This is a genomic window from Chitinimonas sp. (genome assembly GCF_036568685.1).
Classification (GTDB): Bacteria; Pseudomonadota; Gammaproteobacteria; order Burkholderiales; family Chitinimonadaceae; genus Chitinimonas.
This window is the reverse complement of record NZ_DATCSC010000012.1, coordinates 1-16,804: the sequence shown is the minus strand read 5'-3', so window position 1 is coordinate 16,804 and position 16,804 is coordinate 1. Positions and strand designations below refer to the sequence as shown.

The 16,804-nt window shown below is 62.0% G+C and carries 7 protein-coding genes and 1 pseudogene; 4 read left to right on the top strand and 4 right to left on the bottom strand.

The window, feature by feature from the left end; all coding sequences use genetic code 11:
• Positions 1 to 20: 20 nt before the first annotated feature.
• From VIM95_RS02115 to VIM95_RS02100, 4 genes are all read right to left on the bottom strand, one after another.
• Positions 21 to 2,936: a hybrid sensor histidine kinase/response regulator gene (locus tag VIM95_RS02115; protein WP_331982454.1), complete on the bottom strand. Its 2,916-nt coding sequence runs from the start codon at positions 2,934 to 2,936 to the stop codon at positions 21 to 23.
• Positions 2,933 to 7,303, bottom strand: a complete 4,371-nt coding sequence (locus VIM95_RS02110; RefSeq protein WP_331982451.1) for a response regulator — start codon at positions 7,301 to 7,303, stop codon at positions 2,933 to 2,935. The genes VIM95_RS02115 and VIM95_RS02110 overlap by 4 nt, the downstream gene beginning before the upstream one ends.
• Positions 7,304 to 7,306: 3 nt before the next feature.
• Entirely contained in the window at positions 7,307 to 8,863 is a 1,557-nt protein-coding gene (locus VIM95_RS02105) for a response regulator (protein ID WP_331982448.1), read from the bottom strand.
• A gap of 242 nt (positions 8,864 to 9,105) precedes the next feature.
• Positions 9,106 to 13,869 carry an NAD-glutamate dehydrogenase gene (locus tag VIM95_RS02100; RefSeq protein ID WP_331982445.1) on the bottom strand — a complete coding sequence of 1,588 codons (4,764 nt, stop codon included), beginning with the start codon at positions 13,867 to 13,869 and terminating at the stop codon, positions 9,106 to 9,108.
• A gap of 372 nt (positions 13,870 to 14,241) precedes the next feature.
• On the opposite strand from VIM95_RS02100, the gene VIM95_RS02095 reads away from it, so the two are divergent.
• The 4 genes and pseudogenes from VIM95_RS02095 to VIM95_RS02080 all read left to right on the top strand — a co-directional run.
• Entirely contained in the window at positions 14,242 to 15,024 is a 783-nt protein-coding gene (locus VIM95_RS02095; protein ID WP_331982442.1) for an ABC transporter substrate-binding protein, read from the top strand.
• A gap of 118 nt (positions 15,025 to 15,142) precedes the next feature.
• Positions 15,143 to 15,844: an ABC transporter permease subunit gene (locus VIM95_RS02090; RefSeq protein WP_331982439.1), complete on the top strand. Its 702-nt coding sequence runs from the start codon at positions 15,143 to 15,145 to the stop codon at positions 15,842 to 15,844.
• Positions 15,844 to 16,557, top strand: coding sequence for an ABC transporter permease (locus VIM95_RS02085; RefSeq protein WP_331982436.1), 714 nt, complete (start codon positions 15,844 to 15,846; stop codon positions 16,555 to 16,557). The genes VIM95_RS02090 and VIM95_RS02085 overlap by 1 nt, the downstream gene beginning before the upstream one ends.
• Positions 16,558 to 16,560: 3 nt before the next feature.
• Positions 16,561 to 16,804, top strand: a pseudogene (locus VIM95_RS02080) (succinylglutamate desuccinylase/aspartoacylase domain-containing protein); the annotation flags it as partial.

Below are 16,804 nucleotides of genomic sequence, written 5' to 3'. Positions count from 1 at the left end.
GCAAAGGTAAAGCGGGGGACTCAGCGCTTTTGCAGTAGCTGGAGGGCTGCGTCGTAATCATATTGGCGGATCTGCCGCTCCACCTTGGTCAGCAGGCTGTCCGGCAAAGATTGCGCCAACACCGACCGGTGCTGTTCAAGGTAGTCGATGGCCTCACCATCCTGAGCCTGCAGCAAGTTGATCAAGCGCGCCAGCAAGCCAGTCTCGGCAGCCTCCGCCGGCACCGTGGTCTTGAAAGCGACAAGGCCCGCAAACAAGGTAGACAAAGCCTGCTCCAGTGCTTGTAGCTCATGCTCCGAGGGTGCTGCGGCACCATCCTGCAATTGCAGCTCCATGCTGCCGGCCAGATCCTGCACAGTGATGGCACCGATCAGTCCGGCCACGCTCTTGAGGGTATGCGCGAGCCGTCTGGCTGTCGCCTTATCGGTCGGCAGTGCCGTACGTATACGCTCCACCACTCCCGACTGCTCCTGGGTAAAGCGATCAAGCAGGGCAAGATAGAGGGCATGATCGCCCAGTGTGCGTGCCAGGCCGCTCTCGGTATTGAGCCCGGCAACGGTAGGCAGACGCTCGGGCGATGCCACCATTGCCGTCCGGGTGGTGCCGGGCCGCCGACTGCTCCAATGAGCCACGGTGTCGAACAGGCTCTGCGGCGTAATAGGCTTGGCCAAGTGACCGTTCATGCCCGCATCGAGGCAGCGCTGCCGCTCTTCGTGCATGGCGTGTGCGGTCATGGCCACCACCGGCAACTCAGCCAAGCGAGGCTCGGCTCGGATGGCACGGATGGTTGCGTAGCCATCCATGATCGGCATCTGCACATCCAGCAACACCAGATCGTAGGGCGGGCGGGGTTGCAACAGCAGCAAGTCAAGCGCTTCACGACCATTACCGGCCACTTCGACCACCACGCCAGCCGCCTGCAGCAACTCAACCACGATCTGCTGGTTGATATCATTGTCTTCGACCAGGAGCACCGAGACCCCCTGCAGCTTGGGCAGGGCCGCGATGGTATTCGTCGCCTGCTCCTGCGTCCGGGCCAGTTCCCCATGCGCCAGGCGCACGGTAAAGAAGAAGCGCGACCCCACCCCCAGCGTGCTCTCCACGCCAATCTGGCCACCCATCATCTCAACCAGGCGGCGGGAGATGGTCAGGCCCAGACCGGTACCGCCGAACTTGCGTGTGGTCGAACCATCTGCCTGGGTAAAGGCCTGAAACAAGCGAGCGGACTGCTCAGCGCTCATGCCGATGCCGGTATCGCACACCTCGAAGGCCAACACCAACTCGCCACCTGCATCCTGCTCCAAATGCGCACGCAGGCGCACTTCGCCCTGTGCGGTGAACTTGACCGCATTGTTGAGCAGATTGATCAGCACCTGTCCAAGGCGCAAGGGGTCACCCTTCAAACCACGCGGTATCTCGGGCGGAACATCGATGACATAGGCCAGGCCTTGTTCCTCGGCCCGTCCACCGGTCACCGCCACCACATTGGCCAGCATCTCATCGAGGTCGAAATCGACCGATTCGATATCCAGCCGGCCGGCCTCGATCTTTGAGAAGTCGAGGATGTCGTTGATGATGCCCAGCAACGACAAGCCTGCGGTATGGATCTTCTCGATGTAGTCGCGCTGCTTGGGCGTCAGCGGTGTCTTCAGCGCCAGGTGTGCCATGCCGATGATGGCGTTCATCGGGGTCCGTATCTCGTGGCTCATATTCGCCAGGAACATGGACTTGGCACGAGTCGCTTCCTTGGCATGGTTGAGATTGCTCTCTGCCTCGCGCAATTCGCTCTGGATGCTCAGCACCTGGATGCGGGTACGTATGGCTTGATTCTGCGCCCGCTCGTAGTAGCCGTGATGCCGCTTGTAGTCGATCAGGGCCTGACGCCAGTCGCCGCGGGCAGCATGGATATCGGCCAGTTCCTTGCTGGCGCGGATAGGCATGAAGACATAACCTATGTCACCGATCTCGTCGATGGCACGATTGAGGTCGGTGATCGCCTCGTCGGTTCGCCCGCGCAGGAAGTGGATATGGCCGCTGGCCCACCAGGTATAGGGGCGCAGGTGCTTCTCCTCGTAGTGGTGCATCTCGCCCAGAGCCCGCTGACAGAGCGCCTCAGCGCGATCCAGATCGCCTTGCTCGGCCAGGGTGTAGGCCGCTACCGCCAAAAAGAAGCCGCGGTTGGACGGTGAGGCGCTACGCAGATGAGCGGCATCGTCGAGGTAATCTTGCAGCACCTCGTAGGCGCCGGCACTGTCGTCGCGGGAGAGCTTGCACAACGCCAATATCAGGTTGATGAAGGGCAGCAGCCAGCGCTCACCGGCGGTGATCGCCAGTTGGCGCGCCTGCCACAGCATGGTCTCGCCGTCCTCGGCATTACCGCAGATATAGAACAATTCGCCGATATTGCAGGTCACCTGCGCTTCGCGGGCACGCAGACCCAGGTTGCGGGCACCATCCAGGGCGCCATAGAAATGGCGCAGAGCCTCATCGGTCAGACCGTATTCCTGCGCCAGGATGCCCAGGGTATTGAGTGCCAACACACTGCTCAGGGTGGGTTGGGCCGGCAGGAGCGGCTGCACGTGCTCCAGGCCGTAGCGATAGCCCTCTTCGGTACGCCCCTGTACCCGCAGCACCGCCAAGAGGCCGAAGCGGCTCAACAGCTGACCGTCACGCTCCCCCAGGGCGCCGAACTCGGCCTCAAGGCGCAGAAAACGGGCTTCGGTATCCTGGTTACGATCGGCAAAATAGTCGCTCAGGGCCTGCAGCACCTCGCCATAGCAGACTTGCAGCGGCTGCTGGTTCTGCCGGCCAGCCTCGACCAGCGCGAGGCCTTGTGCCTTGCCTTGGGCCGGGTCGTCACGCATCAGGGCCAAGCCGGCATCAAATGCCTGCCGCCAGCTCTGGGTGGTTTTCTGTGGATCGAAGTGTTCGGTCATACGGAAGATCCGAGCGGACTGCCGGCCGCCAGCGATATGCCGGAGCGCTGGGCCAATACGCCAAGCAAGGCCAGGGCAGCGTCGTAGTCATACTGGTTGATTGCCTGCTCAACGGCGGCAAAGGAGTGCCCCAGCTGCTTGCGCAGCCCTGGCCCATGCTGTTCGATCAAGCCCATCGCCGCGCCGTCGTTGTCTTGCAACAGGCGGTGCAAACGGGGCAGTAACTCTGCTGCCGGCGCCGTGACGGCCTCGGTGGTTGGGGGTTGCGGCAACGCCTGCAAGGCCTTGCAGAAGTCTTGCATAGCCTGCGCCAGCTGCTTGAGACCAGCCTCTATCATGGGCAAGGGCTCGCCCACATGGAGCGCCTGCTCCACTTCGCCAGCCAGGGACTGCACTTGCAGCACCCCCAGGTTGGCGGCCACCCCACGCAGGGCGTGAGCCTCACGTTCTGCAGCCCTTGGATCGATCGACAATTGCTCGCTGATACGTGCGGGCGATTCGGCAAAGCGCTCAACGAACTGGTCAAGCAGCTTACGATAGAGCTGCCGATTCCCCCCAAGGCGCCGCAGACCTGCCTCCCGGTCCAAGCCGGCAATCTCTGGCAGTTCATCCACTTGCAGCGGCTGCGGGTGATCTCCAGCGCCGGCCATGTCCTTGCCCAGCCAACGCCGCACACAGTTGTACAGTGCTGCCGGTTCGATCGGCTTGCTGATATGGTCCTGCATACCCTCGCGCAGGCAACGTTCGCGCTCTTCGACCATGGCATGGGCCGTCATGGCGATGATGGGCAAGTGCTGGAAACGCGCATCGGCACGCAAGGTCACCGTCGCCTCGTGGCCATCCATGACCGGCATCTGCAGGTCCATGAAAACCAGTCGGTAGTAGTCGGCCTCGGCCGCCCGCAGCATGTCCACCGCCACTTTGCCGTTGGCCGCGATATCGATCTGCAGGCCCATGCCTTCCAGCAGCTCCCGCGCGATCTGCTGGTTCACCTCGTTATCTTCCACCACCAGGGCACGCACCCCGTCCAGCGATTCGCCGACAAAGCCGGGCTCCGCCCCCTCATCCTCGCCATCCTCGCTGCTGACCAAGGTGACCAGGGTATCGATCAAGGTTGAGCGATTGACCGGCTTGAGCAGAAAACCGTCCGCAGCAGCCTGTTCGGCCCGGGTCCGAATCTCTTCACGCCCGAACGCGGTGACAAGCACCATCAGGGGTGCCAGTTGCAGACCGGCATCCTGCTTGACCTGGCGGGTCAGCTCAATACCATCGAGGCCCTTCATCTGCCAGTCGGTCAATACCACCCGGAAGGGATCATCACTATCGGCCTCTCGGATCGCCGCCAGCGCTGCGGCGCCGGAATCCACCGCGGCAACGCGGAAGGGCAGGTGGTCCAGGGCGCCCACCAGTACGTCACGCGCCACTGGATTGTCATCCACCACCAGGATGCGCATATCGTTGAGCGCCGCCGGCAGCACCCGGCAAGACTTCGATTCAGTCTGTGCCAGCCCCAGACGGGCGGTGAAGCGGAACAGCGAACCTTTGCCCAGCTCACTTTCGACGCCAATCTGACCACCCATCATTTCAACCAGGCGGCGGGAGATGCTCAGGCCCAAGCCGGTACCGCCAAAACGGCGGGTGGTGGAACCGTCCGCCTGGGTAAAGGCAAGAAAGAGCTGATTGGTCTGCTCCGGGCTCATGCCTATGCCGGTATCGCGCACTTCGAAGCTGAGCGTTGCGGTCTCTTCATCCTGCTGGACCACCCTGGCGCTTAGCTGGACCAGCCCCTGCTCGGTGAACTTGACCGCGTTGTTGATCAGGTTGATCAGGACCTGCCCCAGCCGCAAAGGATCACCATTGAGCCGCCTCGGCACGTCGGCCGGGATATCGAACAGGTATTCCAACCCTTTGTCCTCGGCCCGACTACCGGTCACCGTGGCCACATTGGCCAGCACCTCGTCGAGTTCGAAGTCGACCGCCTCGATATCAAGCTTGCCGGCTTCGATCTTGGAGAAATCGAGAATGTCGTTGATCACGCCCAGCAAGGACACGCCAGCGGTATGGATCTTCTCCACATAGTCACGTTGCTTGGGTGAGAGCTGGGTCTTGAGCGCAAGATGGGCCATGCCGATCACGGCGTTCATCGGCGTACGGATCTCGTGGCTCATATTGGCCAGGAACATGGACTTGGCCTGGGTGGCGAGCTCCGCCTCCTCCTTGGCCAGGCGGATTGCTTCGGCCTGCTCGCGGGCCTCGGTCACATCCATCCAAAAGCCGTTCCAGACCCAGGCGCCATCCTGTTGCTGGGTGCAGACGCTACGCACCTGGATGCAGCGGACCTCATCGCGCAGTACGACACGGTGCTGAAAGTCTGTACCTTGCCGATTGGCGATGGCGCGCCGAACGATACCCTGAGTCACTACCCGGTCCTCGGGCAACACGTGGCGCCAACGGGCCGTCGGGTCAGCCTGTAGATCGGTGTAGTCAACACCCAGGATATCTTTGACCTTGGCGCTGGCAAAGGGATAGTGCAGGCGACCATCAGGATCCAGGCGCAATTGGAAGATACCCAAAGGCAGCGCATCGGAGAGATCAATCAGGCGGCGGCGCGAATCCTGTGCCAGATCGCGCGCACTGGCCAGCTCGGCCTGGGCCAGCTGACTGTCGGTGATGTCCTGCCAATAGCCGTTCCAGACAATCTCGCCGCCGAGCACGATGCTGGGCCGTGCCTCCCCCCAGATCCAGCGCTGCTGGCCATCACTGCGACGGATACGGAAGGCCTGCTCCCAGGGCATGCTGCGCTCGACCGCTTGGCGCAGGCTGGCATGCACATTCTCCAGATCCCGCTCCACCACCAGACTGAACATCTCTTCAGCGTCGGCCATGATGGCCTCGGGCGAGGGGCCGAACTCCTGCCATTGCGCATTGGCAAAGGTCACCTGAGGCGCATCGCCCACAAAACGCATCTGGAAGACAGCCAGCGGCAGCTTGTCGGTCAAGTCACGCGCCCGCACTTCGGCCGCGGCCAGCGCCAGCTCGTGTCGCTTGCGCTCGCCAATATCGCGCACAAAGGCGGTCGCGTGCCACTCGCGCCCCTCCCGGTAGCCGGTGACCGCCAATTCGACCGGTACCGGCGTGCCGTCTGCATGCTGCAGCTCCAGTTCGACCACATGCTCAGGCAAGGTACCTACACCAACCTGGTTGAAGCGCTCAAGGCCGGCACTGACCGCATCCCGCAACACATCGGGCAGCAGAAATTGTCGGTCGTGTATGGGCCGGCCGACGGCTTGCTGTCGGGTCCAGCCAAAGATGCGCTCGGCAGCGGGGTTCCAATAGCTGACCGCCCCTTTGCCATCGATGCTGATGATGGCTTCCGGCGCAGCTGCCAAAAGCGCCTCGGTGCGGGCCTGCTCCGCCTGGTGGGCCAAGGTCATCGCCAACTCGCGCTGCTGCTGCACTACCACCGAGACAAGCAGGGTGAGCATGGAGAGGCTGAGCAAAAAGAGGAAGAGCGAGGCCAGATAGGTGGGCGTATCGCCGAACATCTGCGCATGTGCAGTCAGCTGCAGGCCTATGGTTACAAGGCCGGTGACCAGGATGGCCGAATGGACAAACAAGGGCGGGAAGCGCAAGGCAGCCCAGACCAGCAGCGGTAGCGCCATGAAGCCGACAATCTGCACCGGCAGGGCGGCATAGCGGGTATACCACCAGGCCAGCGCAGCACAGCCCAACCCGCTGGCGATGTAAACCAGTTGCTGCGGCGTCTGTTTAAGCGGCACGGGCCGGTATTTCTCTGGTTGGCTCAAACGCTGTCGACTGGCCACATCCAAGCGCAAGCCCCAGGAAACCAGCGCAGGCAGACAGATCCATAAGCCGAACAGATCCCCCACGCCATATTGGGCCCAGTGCGACAGCCAGCCATCCTCGGTGCAGCGCAAGGTCCCCGCCAGGCCACAATAGCCGACCGTACCGAGGGTGGCACTGATGGCGGCGTAGAGCACGGCCACGGCCATCAGGAGCAGGGTGTCGCGCACCGTACCCAGGGCCAGGTCCAGTCGGCTGCGGCGGGCTACCCAGGCCACCAGGCCGGTGGTGATATACATGCAGCTCGGTTCGATCAAACCATGCAGGTAGCGCTTGGCATCGCCAAAGTCAACCGTCAGGTAGTCGTAGAAGATATAGAGCGCTATACCGGTCAGGCTACGCGGGCCATAGAGCAGTGCCGCTGCACAGGCGACGGCTGCCGGCGGCCAGACCGGTGTGAGATAGCCCTTGGTGACGAAAGCGCTACCCAACTCAGCCGCCAGCCAGAACAGCACCGTAACGGCCAATATGCGCAGCAGATCAAGGCGGAGCGGCGCACGCATGCGTCAGCTACTGGCTTGCAGACTGACGGTCAGGCAGGTCGTATCCTGTCCGTCATCACAACTCAGCGCGATCGCACCACCCTGAGCTTCAGTCAGCAGTTTGGCGGAGTAACTGCCCAGGCCGGTGCCATCGGCCTTGCCGTGGGTCACATATTTCTCAAAGAAGCGCGGCCTGATCTGCTCCGGCACGGCACCATGGTTGTGAATCTCGACCCGGTAGCGGTCGTGCTCACGGACCACCAGTACCCGGACGGTGCTATCGGTAGGCGCAGCCTCAAGGGCGTTCTTGAGCAAGTTGGCAAAGACCGAGCGGGACAAGGCCTGATCACCACGAACCTGGGCTGCCGGCTCGGCCTCCAGGCGTACCGTCACCGTCTTCCAGGCGAACTGGGCCTGGGTCTCCCTGACCACGGCGTCGAGCAGGCGGGTGAGGTCCAGCTTGCGCAGCTCAGGCTGGAACTGGCCCTGCTCGATCTTGTAGAGCGTCAGCGACAGGGTGACCAGATCCAACGCCTGCCGGCTGGCGCCCTCCAGTAGCGCGAGCCGCTCGCGTTGCTCGTCCGGCCATTCGCCTTCGAGCAGCATCAGCTCCGAGGTATGCATGATCGCGGAGAGTGGGTTCTTCAGGTCATGATGGGTGATGCGCTCTATATCCTCGCGCAGGCGGGCGTTTTCGCCCATCACCTCATTCTGCCTGCGGAGATCAAGCTGAGCCTGGCTCAACCGCAGGTGCGTACGCAGCCGCGCCTTGAGGATGGCTGGCTGAGCCGGCTTGACTACGTAATCGACGGCCCCCAGATCCAGACCGTCGACCACGTCGTCCACCTGATCGCGAGCAGTCAAAAAGATCACCGGAATATCGGCCGTGGCCGGGTTGGCCTTGAGCTGACGGCAGACCTCGTAGCCATCGAGCTCCGGCATCATCACGTCAAGCAGGATGATGTCTGGCGGACTCTCGCCATTGGCAATCTCCAATGCCTTGCGCCCGTTGATCGCCACTTTGATGGCGTATTCGTGCTTGAGGATGCCGGCGATGACCTCGATATTCGTCGCCACGTCATCGACGATAAGTACTGTGGCCTTGGCCAGCCGTTCTTCACTCGGAGCAGCCATACCCAGCACCGCCACCTCGGCCATGACCGGCAGGGAAGGGCGTGGCAGGGTCTTGCGGACCGGGTCACTCGACCGGCCCAGCAACTTGCTCACGCGGGCTTTCAGGGTCGCGGCAGTAAAGGGTTTGACCAGGTAGTCGCTGACACCGGCCTCGATAGCCCGGCTCAGGCAGGCCCGATCCGACTCCGCTGTCAGCAACATGAAGGGGATGTCCCGGTAGGTCGGGTGATTTCGACACCAGCAGAGCAGGTCAAAGCCGCTCATACCCGGCATATTCCAGTCGGCAATGATCAAGGAAATAGGCACCGACTCGAGGATGCGCTTGGCTTCCAGGCCTTGGCTGGCAGCGTGCAGGTTGCGCAGCTCCATGCCATTGAGGACATGTTGGACCGCCAGCCGCATCTGGTGATAGTCGTCCGCGATCAGGATATTGGGTAGTTGTTCCATGGCGTTCAGGGCGCTCTATGCTCGTGCAGCAGTGTTCAGTTTCGTTGCGATACTGTGATGCTCGAGGATTTTCCTCCGGTCATGCCTATGGACTGGCATGGCCCCCGCCGATCAAGGGTACGCAGCTCTGATGGCGCGTCGGCCTTGAACGGTCTTGTTTTCCGGGAGTTTAACAGCAAAAAAACGGCCGGCATCAAGGATGCCGGCCGTTGTTATTGCCGTTGTGGCTCAGTGTGGTGTGATCAGGCAGCCAAACGACTGCGGATTTCACGCATCGCCGCGGAGATCATGGCCAGGTCAGGGGTAGCGATACGCAGCTCCTCGAACATGCGGCCCACATGCTCCAATGCCGATTCACGCGCCTTGAGCCAGGCTTCGACCCGCTTGTTGATGCTGCCACTCTCCTGCAGCACCCGCGCCGTCAGGTTGGTGTGCTCGCGATACAGCTCGTCGCGGAAGGCCATCCGGGCCAGCGTCTGCCAACGGTTGTCACGCGGCAGACCATCTACCACTCCGCGCAGCCAGTCGATCTGCAGGGCGTTCTCCAACTTGAAGTAGACGGTAGCCACATCCTCGACCGCGGTCTTGCTGCTGCGGGCCAGACGGGCGATATCCAGGAGGGCCAGCAGGGCATCGAGGTTGACCACACGGGCAGCCAGCTCAGCCTTGACGCCGGCCGCCTTGAGGCGATCACGCTCGCTGCTGAAGGCGGGCTTGTCGGCCAGCCACTTGTCGAGCTTGGGCAGCAGGGCCGGGATTTCCTCGGTCAGCTGTTTGATGCGGGCAGCCGCATCGCTCTCGGTCAACTGTACGTTCAGCACCCAACGTGCTACCCGTTCAAGTTGCTTGCGCACTTCCAGCATCAGGGCGTACTGGGTGCTGGTCGGCACCTGGTTGTCCAGCGCTTCGAGCTCGGCCCACAGCTTGTCGGCCTGCATCAGGCGCGAAGCCAGGCTCCAGGCGTGCACGATGGCCGAGGGCGCGGCATTGGTCTCTTCAGCCACGCGGAACACAAAGCTGATGCCCATGCGGTTGACACACTCGTTGGTCAGCACGGTAGCCACGATCTCGCTGCGCAGCGGATGGCTGGGCAACTGCTTCTTGAACTTATCTGCCATCTTGACCGGGAAGTAGCTGCTCAAGAGCTCGTCCCATTCCGGCATGGCCGGCAGCGGCGAAGCAATCAGCTGGTCGAACAGACCCAGCTTGGCATAGGCCAGCAGCACTGCCAGTTCCGGGCTGGTCAGGCCGGCACCGGCCTGCTGGCGTTCAGCCAGTTGAACATCGTTCGGCAGATACTCGATACGGCGGCTCAGACGGCCCGCCTTCTCAAGACTCTGCATAAAGCGGCTGTGCACCGACAGCAGCGACTGGGCCTGTTGCAACTCCAGGCTGATCGCGGCGGTCTGCAGGTAGTTGTCACGCAGTACCAGCTGACCCACGTTGTCGGTCATCTCGGCCAGCAGCGTGTTGCGCTGCTTGAGCGTCATGTCGCCTCCCTGGACCAGGCGACCGAACAGGATCTTGATGTTGACCTCATGGTCGGAACAGTCCACGCCGGCCGAGTTGTCGATGGCATCGGTGCAGATATGGCCGCCGTTCATGGCGTACTCGACCCGACCCAGCTGGGTGAAGCCCAGATTGCCGCCTTCGCCAACCACCTTGGCGCGCAACTCACGGCCGTCGATGCGCAGCGCATCGTTGCTGCGGTCGCTGGCCTCGGCATGGCTCTGCGAGCTGGCCTTGAAGTAGGTGCCGATACCTCCGTTGTACATCAGGTCCACGGGTGCCTTGAGGATGGCGCGGATCAGATCGTTCGGGGCCAGGGCCTCGTCGGTCACGTCCAATACCTTGCGCATCTCGGGCGAGAGCGGGATGGACTTGGCGCTACGCGAATAGATGCCACCACCCTTGGACAAGGTCTTCTTGTCGTAGTCTTCCCAGCTCGAGCGGGGCAGGGCGAACATGCGCTGCCGTTCCTTGAAGCTCTTGGCCGTATCCGGGTTCGGGTCCAGGAAGATGTGCAGGTGATTGAAGGCCGCCACCAGCTTGATCTGATCGGACAGCAGCATGCCGTTGCCGAACACGTCACCCATCAGGTCACCGATACCGACCACGGTAAAGGGCTGGGTCTGGGTGTCATGGCCCATCTCGCGGAAGTGGCGCTTGACCGACTCCCAGGCGCCCTTGGCGGTGATACCCATCTTCTTGTGGTCGTAACCGACCGAGCCGCCCGAAGCAAAGGCATCGTCCAACCAGAAGCCATACTCTTGCGACACGCCGTTGGCGATGTCGGAGAAGGTGGCCGTACCCTTGTCGGCAGCGACGACCAGGTAGGGATCATCCGCGTCGTGACGATGTACCGCCTTGGGCGGCACCACTTTGCCCTCGACCAGGTTGTCGGTCAGATCCAGGAGGCCACGGATAAAGGTCTTGTAGCAAGCCACGCCCTCGGCCTGATAGGCCTCGCGCTCGGTCGGCGCCTGCTTGAGCACGAAGCCGCCCTTGGAACCCACCGGCACGATCACCGTGTTCTTGACCTGCTGCGCCTTCACCAGACCCAGCACCTCGGTACGGAAGTCTTCCTTGCGGTCGGACCAACGCAGACCACCGCGGGCCACCTTGCCAAAGCGCAGGTGGATACCCTCGACGCGCGGCGAGTAGACGAAGATCTCGAACAGCGGCACCGGCTGCGGCATGTTGGGGATGCGGCCGCTTTCGAACTTGAAACTGATGTAGTCCTTGCTACCACCCTCGGCAGCCGGCTGGAAGTAGTTGGTACGCAGCGTGGCGACGATGGTGTGGTAGAAGCCAGACAGGATGCGCTCATCATCAATGCTGGGCACCTGGGCCAGTGCTTCCTTGATCTTGTCGCACAGGCCGGCCACTTGCTTGGCCTGCTTCTGCTTGGGCTCCTGCATGGCCAGGAACAGCGTGACCAGATCGCGGGCGATGTCCTGGAAGTGCGCCAGGCGGTCGGCAATGTGGTCCAGGCTGTAGTTCAGGCCCAGTTGCTTGAGGTACTTGGCGTAGGCGCGCAGCAGCACGACCTCGCGCCATTGCAGGCCGGCGAACAGGATCAGCTTGTTGAAGCGGTCGTTCTCGGCACGGCCTTCGAAGATCGCGGCAAAGCCTTCCTGGAAGGCCAGGCGGCGGACTTCGTCATCCAACAGGCCTGCCTGCTGCAGCTTGAGCGCAATATCGGTCACCCAGGCACGGCCACCATCGGCGAACTTGAGGGTGTAGGGCTGCTCCTCGATCACGCGCACGCCCATGTTCTCCAGCACCGGCAGGCTGTCGCTGAGCGCGATCGGATCTTCACGGAAGATCTTGAAGCGATGCTGGGTCGGGTCGGCCAGGGTGGCATCGTTGAGCTTGAGGGTGAGGCGCTTTTCCTTCAGTGCCTGCTCGATCTTGTCGATGTCGTAGACCGCGGTACGCGCGTCGTAGTCGGCGTAGTAGGCGGCCGGGAAGCTCTTGGCATACTTGGCGTACAGCGCCATGCCACGCTCTTCGCCAGCGTGGGCGGTCAGATTGAGCTGCAGGTCGTCCGACCAGCGACGGGTCGCCTGGGCAATCTGGTTCTCGATTTCGCGCGGGTCGTAGTCCGGCAGGGTTGAGCCGGTTGGCGTGCGGACGATGAAGTGGATACGGGCCAGGGCCGAATCCGACAGCATCACGTTGAATTCCGCCGAAGTGCCGTTGAAGGCATTGAGCAGCAGCTGCTGCATCTTCATGCGCACGTCGGTGTTGTAGTTGTCGCGCGGCAGATACACCAGAGCCGAGACATAGCGACGGTACAGATCTTCACGGATAAAGGCGCGTACCTGGCTGCGCTCCTGCATGGCCACGATACGGCCGGCAATCTCGGTCAGCGCCGACTCGCTGATCTCCAGCAGCTCGTCACGCGGGTAGGTCTCCAGCACGTTCAGCAGGGTCTTGCCCTTGTGGCTGTCCGGCAGCACGGCGCTGCCTGCCATGACGGCAGCGATCTTGCGGCGCAGCACCGGGATCTGATGCGGCGGGGTATTGTAGGCCTTGGCGGTGTAGAGGCCGAGGAAGCGGCGCTCGCCGACCACATTGCCCTTGGCGTCGTAGCGCTTGAGACCGACACAATCGAGGTAGCTGCCACGATGCACGGTCGAGCGCGAATTGGTCTTGGTCAGGAGCAGCGGGGTCTTGTCGCGCGCCAGTGCCCGGATTTCAGCGGGGAGGGCGGCAAAGCTGGCCGAATGGGCGCCACGCGTCTCGCCACGCAAGAGGCCCAGGCCGGAACCCTTGACGATGGCCAGCTGCACGCCGTTCTTGCCATCGGTCAGGTCGTAGTCGCGGTAGCCGAGGAAGACAAAGTGGTCGTCCTTCAGCCAGTCGAGGTAAGCCAGGCTGTCTGCCCACTCGGCCTTGTCGGTGGCCGGCTTGACCTTGGCCAATTCGGCACGCACCTCGCCCAAGCGGGTCACCATGGCTTCGTAGTCTTCCACGCAATCCTTGAGCTGGCCCAAGACGCGCAAAAGCTCGGTCTTGATCTCCTCAAGCCGAGCTTTGTCACTGACGCGGTCAATCTCCAGATGCATCCACGATTCGACGGCACCCTTGCCGGTATCGATCAGCTTACCGGCCTTGTCCCGTTCCACCTGCAAGATGGGGTGGATGATCTGATGGATGCTATAGCCCAGACGGCTCAAGGCAAGGCTGACGGTATCCACCAGGAAGGATTTGTCATCGTTCACCAGTTCGATGACAGTGTGGCTGGACTGCCAGCGGTGATCATCAAAGCTCGGGTTGTAGACTCGCACCAGGGCCTCGCCCTTGCTGCGGACTGCAGCCAGCTTGGTGTGGGCGAGCAACGCACCGTACCAGTCTTGCGCGTCGCGGGTCGCGAGATCGTGCGCATCAGTATCGGCGTAGTAGCTTTGGATCAGCTTGCTGAGGTTGACCGTCCCGGCCTCGCGGGCGCTCGCATGGCGCTGGATATCGGCGACGAGGCTGGCTTGGAAGCTTTGCATCTTGGTTTGTCTCCTGTTGGGCATCGGAGCCTGGCACATTTTGCGCGCCTGCTCTTTCTGGCTAGGCCGCATCCTTTGCGGCGATTGCAGGCGCATTGTAGCGCCGCTGCAAGCACTACCTGTATTAGGGGATGCGACACTTTGTTATAGCCGCGCCCCCAGGCAGGGCAATGAGCAGGGGGAAAACCCCTACCGACGCATAAGCATGTTGCGGGAATATATATGCGACCCCGCCGTATACGAACATGTCGCTTTTGGGACATGGAAGCCGCTTGATTGCAGTATTACAATCAGCGCCGGTAATGGTTCCCTGCCGCCTTGAGCCGGCCTGATCCAGCCCAAAACGCATCCCTTAAAACGAGGAGTATCGCAATGAAGAAAATCGCGCTGATCGGCGCTGTCGCCCTTGCCTTGTCGGCGGCCGCTTCCGCAGCAGAGTGGAAGGAAATCCGCGTTGCCATCGACGCGACCTACAAGCCTTTCACCTTCAAGACCCCGGAAGGCAAACCCACAGGCTTTGACGTCGATGTCGCCCAGGCCCTGTGCGATGAGCTCAAAGCGAAGTGCGTATTCGTCGAGCAAGCCTGGGACGGCATGATCCCCGGCCTCAATGCGAAGAAGTACGATGCCATCATCTCCTCGATGTCCATCACCGAAGACCGCAAGAAGGCTGTTGCCTTCACCGGCAAGTACTACAACACCCCCTCCCGCGTGGTGGTGAAGCTCGGCACCGTCAAGAACGTGCCGGCTGACCTCAAGGGCAAGAAGATCGGCGTGCTGAAGGCGTCCACCCAGGAGAAATATGCCCGCGGCGAGCTGGAACCGGCCGGCGTGACCATCGTCCCCTACGAAGCTCAAGACCAGGTTTACCTCGATATCAAGGCAGGCCGCCTTGATGGTACCGTTGCCGACAGCGTGGAAGTCTATGAAGGCTTTCTCAAGACTGCCGACGGCAAGGGCTGGGGCTTTGTCGGTCCGGTGCTGAGCGACAAGAAGTACTTCAAGTACTTCGGTGAAGGCGCCGGCATTGCCGTTCGCAAGAACGATACCGCGCTGAAGGCTGCATTGGACAAGGCCATCAATACCATCCGTGCCAACGGCACTTGGAAGAAGCTGAACGACAAGTACTTCAGCTTCGACGTCTGGGGCTCCTAATCGGCCCAGGCTTCACCGGGGCGGCGCTCGCGCCGTCTTCTACCCCGGCCCGGCTCGCCGCCGGACCGGGGCCGCATCTACCCAAGCCGCAACTCCTCCGCGGCACGCGAGACTCAAGATGGAAGAGTACGTATTCAATGTCCTCGCAGGCGCAAAGCTGACGCTCCAGGTTGCCGGTGGCTCCCTGGTCGTTGCCGTCGTACTGGGACTGCTCGGCGCCACTGCCAAACTATCCACCAACAAGCCACTGAATTGGCTGGCGGCACTCTACTCGACCATCATCCGCGGCATTCCGGAACTGGTGTGGATGCTGCTGCTGTTCTACGGCGGCCAGATGCTGCTCAACAAGGTGCTCGAGAGCGTGGGGTATAACGACTACGTCGAGATCAACCCGCTGTTCGCCGGCATCGTGACAATCGGCTTCATCTACGGCGCCTATATGACAGAGACCTTTCGTGGCGCCATCATGGCGATCCCCAAGGGTCAATCTGAAGCAGGCTACGCCTTCGGCATGAGCCGTAGCCGCGTATTCTTCCGTATTGTGGTGCCGCAGATGATACGGCTGGCGCTACCCAGCTTCACCAACAACTGGCTGGTGCTGATCAAGGCCACGGCACTGGTATCGGTGATCGGCCTGACCGACATGACCATGCTGGCCAAGCAGGCCTCTGCTGCGACCCGCTCGCTCACCCCGCTGGCCCCCATGCTGTTCTACCTCCTGGTAGCCGCAATCTACCTCGCCATCACCACGGTTTCGTTGATCGTGCTCAAGCAATTGGACAAGCGCTACTCCATGGGCGTGCGCAAGGGTGAGTTCTGATGGATTTCTCCTCTATTTTCGAACCCGATACCCTGCGCATGTTCGCACAGGCCATCCTGGTCAGCCTGGAACTCACCATCATCTCAGTGGTGATAGGCGGCCTGTGCGCCATTCCGCTGGCCATCATGCGCGTCTCACGCAAGCGTTGGCTATCGCTGCCGGTCTGGCTCTACACCTACATCATGCGTGGCACGCCCATGCTGATCCAGGTCTACCTGATCTACTACGGCCTCGCCCAGCTGGACATCATCCAGAACAACTGGGATACGGTGCCCTTGCTCAAGCCCTTCAAGGACGCCTTCTTCTGTGCCGTACTGGCCTTCACGCTCAACACCTGCGCCTATACGACCGAGATGATCGCCGGCGCGATCCGCAACACCAACCATGGCGAGATCGAAGCCGCCCGCGCCATGGGCATGGGCAACTGGCAGTTGATGCGGCGCATCGTCCTGCCCTCGGCACTGCGCCGTACCTTGCCGGCCTATTCGAACGAAGTGATCATGATGCTGCAGGGCACCTCGCTCGCCAGCACCGTGCCGGCCCTGACCGACATCACCAATGTCGCTGATCGCATCCGTTCCGAGCAGTACCTGGTTTTCGAACCCTACCTGACGGCCGGCGCCATCTATATGGCGCTGACCTTTACACTGGTGTGGCTGTTCAAGCTGGCGGAGCGCCGCTGGCTGTCCTACCTGCAGCCGCGCAAGGGGTAAGCCATGCAGATCCAACGCCATCCACTGCTGTCACCGAGCATCGCCACCCGTCGCGAACTCTTGAGTTTCCACTATGGCAAGCCAGGCCAGGGCCAGAAGGTCTACCTGCAGGCCAGCCTGCACGCGGACGAATTGCCAGGCATGTTGGTCCTGCACCATCTCAAACAGCACTTGGCCAAGCTGGAAGCGGCGGGCCAACTCAATGGCGAGATCGTGGTCGTACCGGTGGCCAATCCAGTAGGGCTGG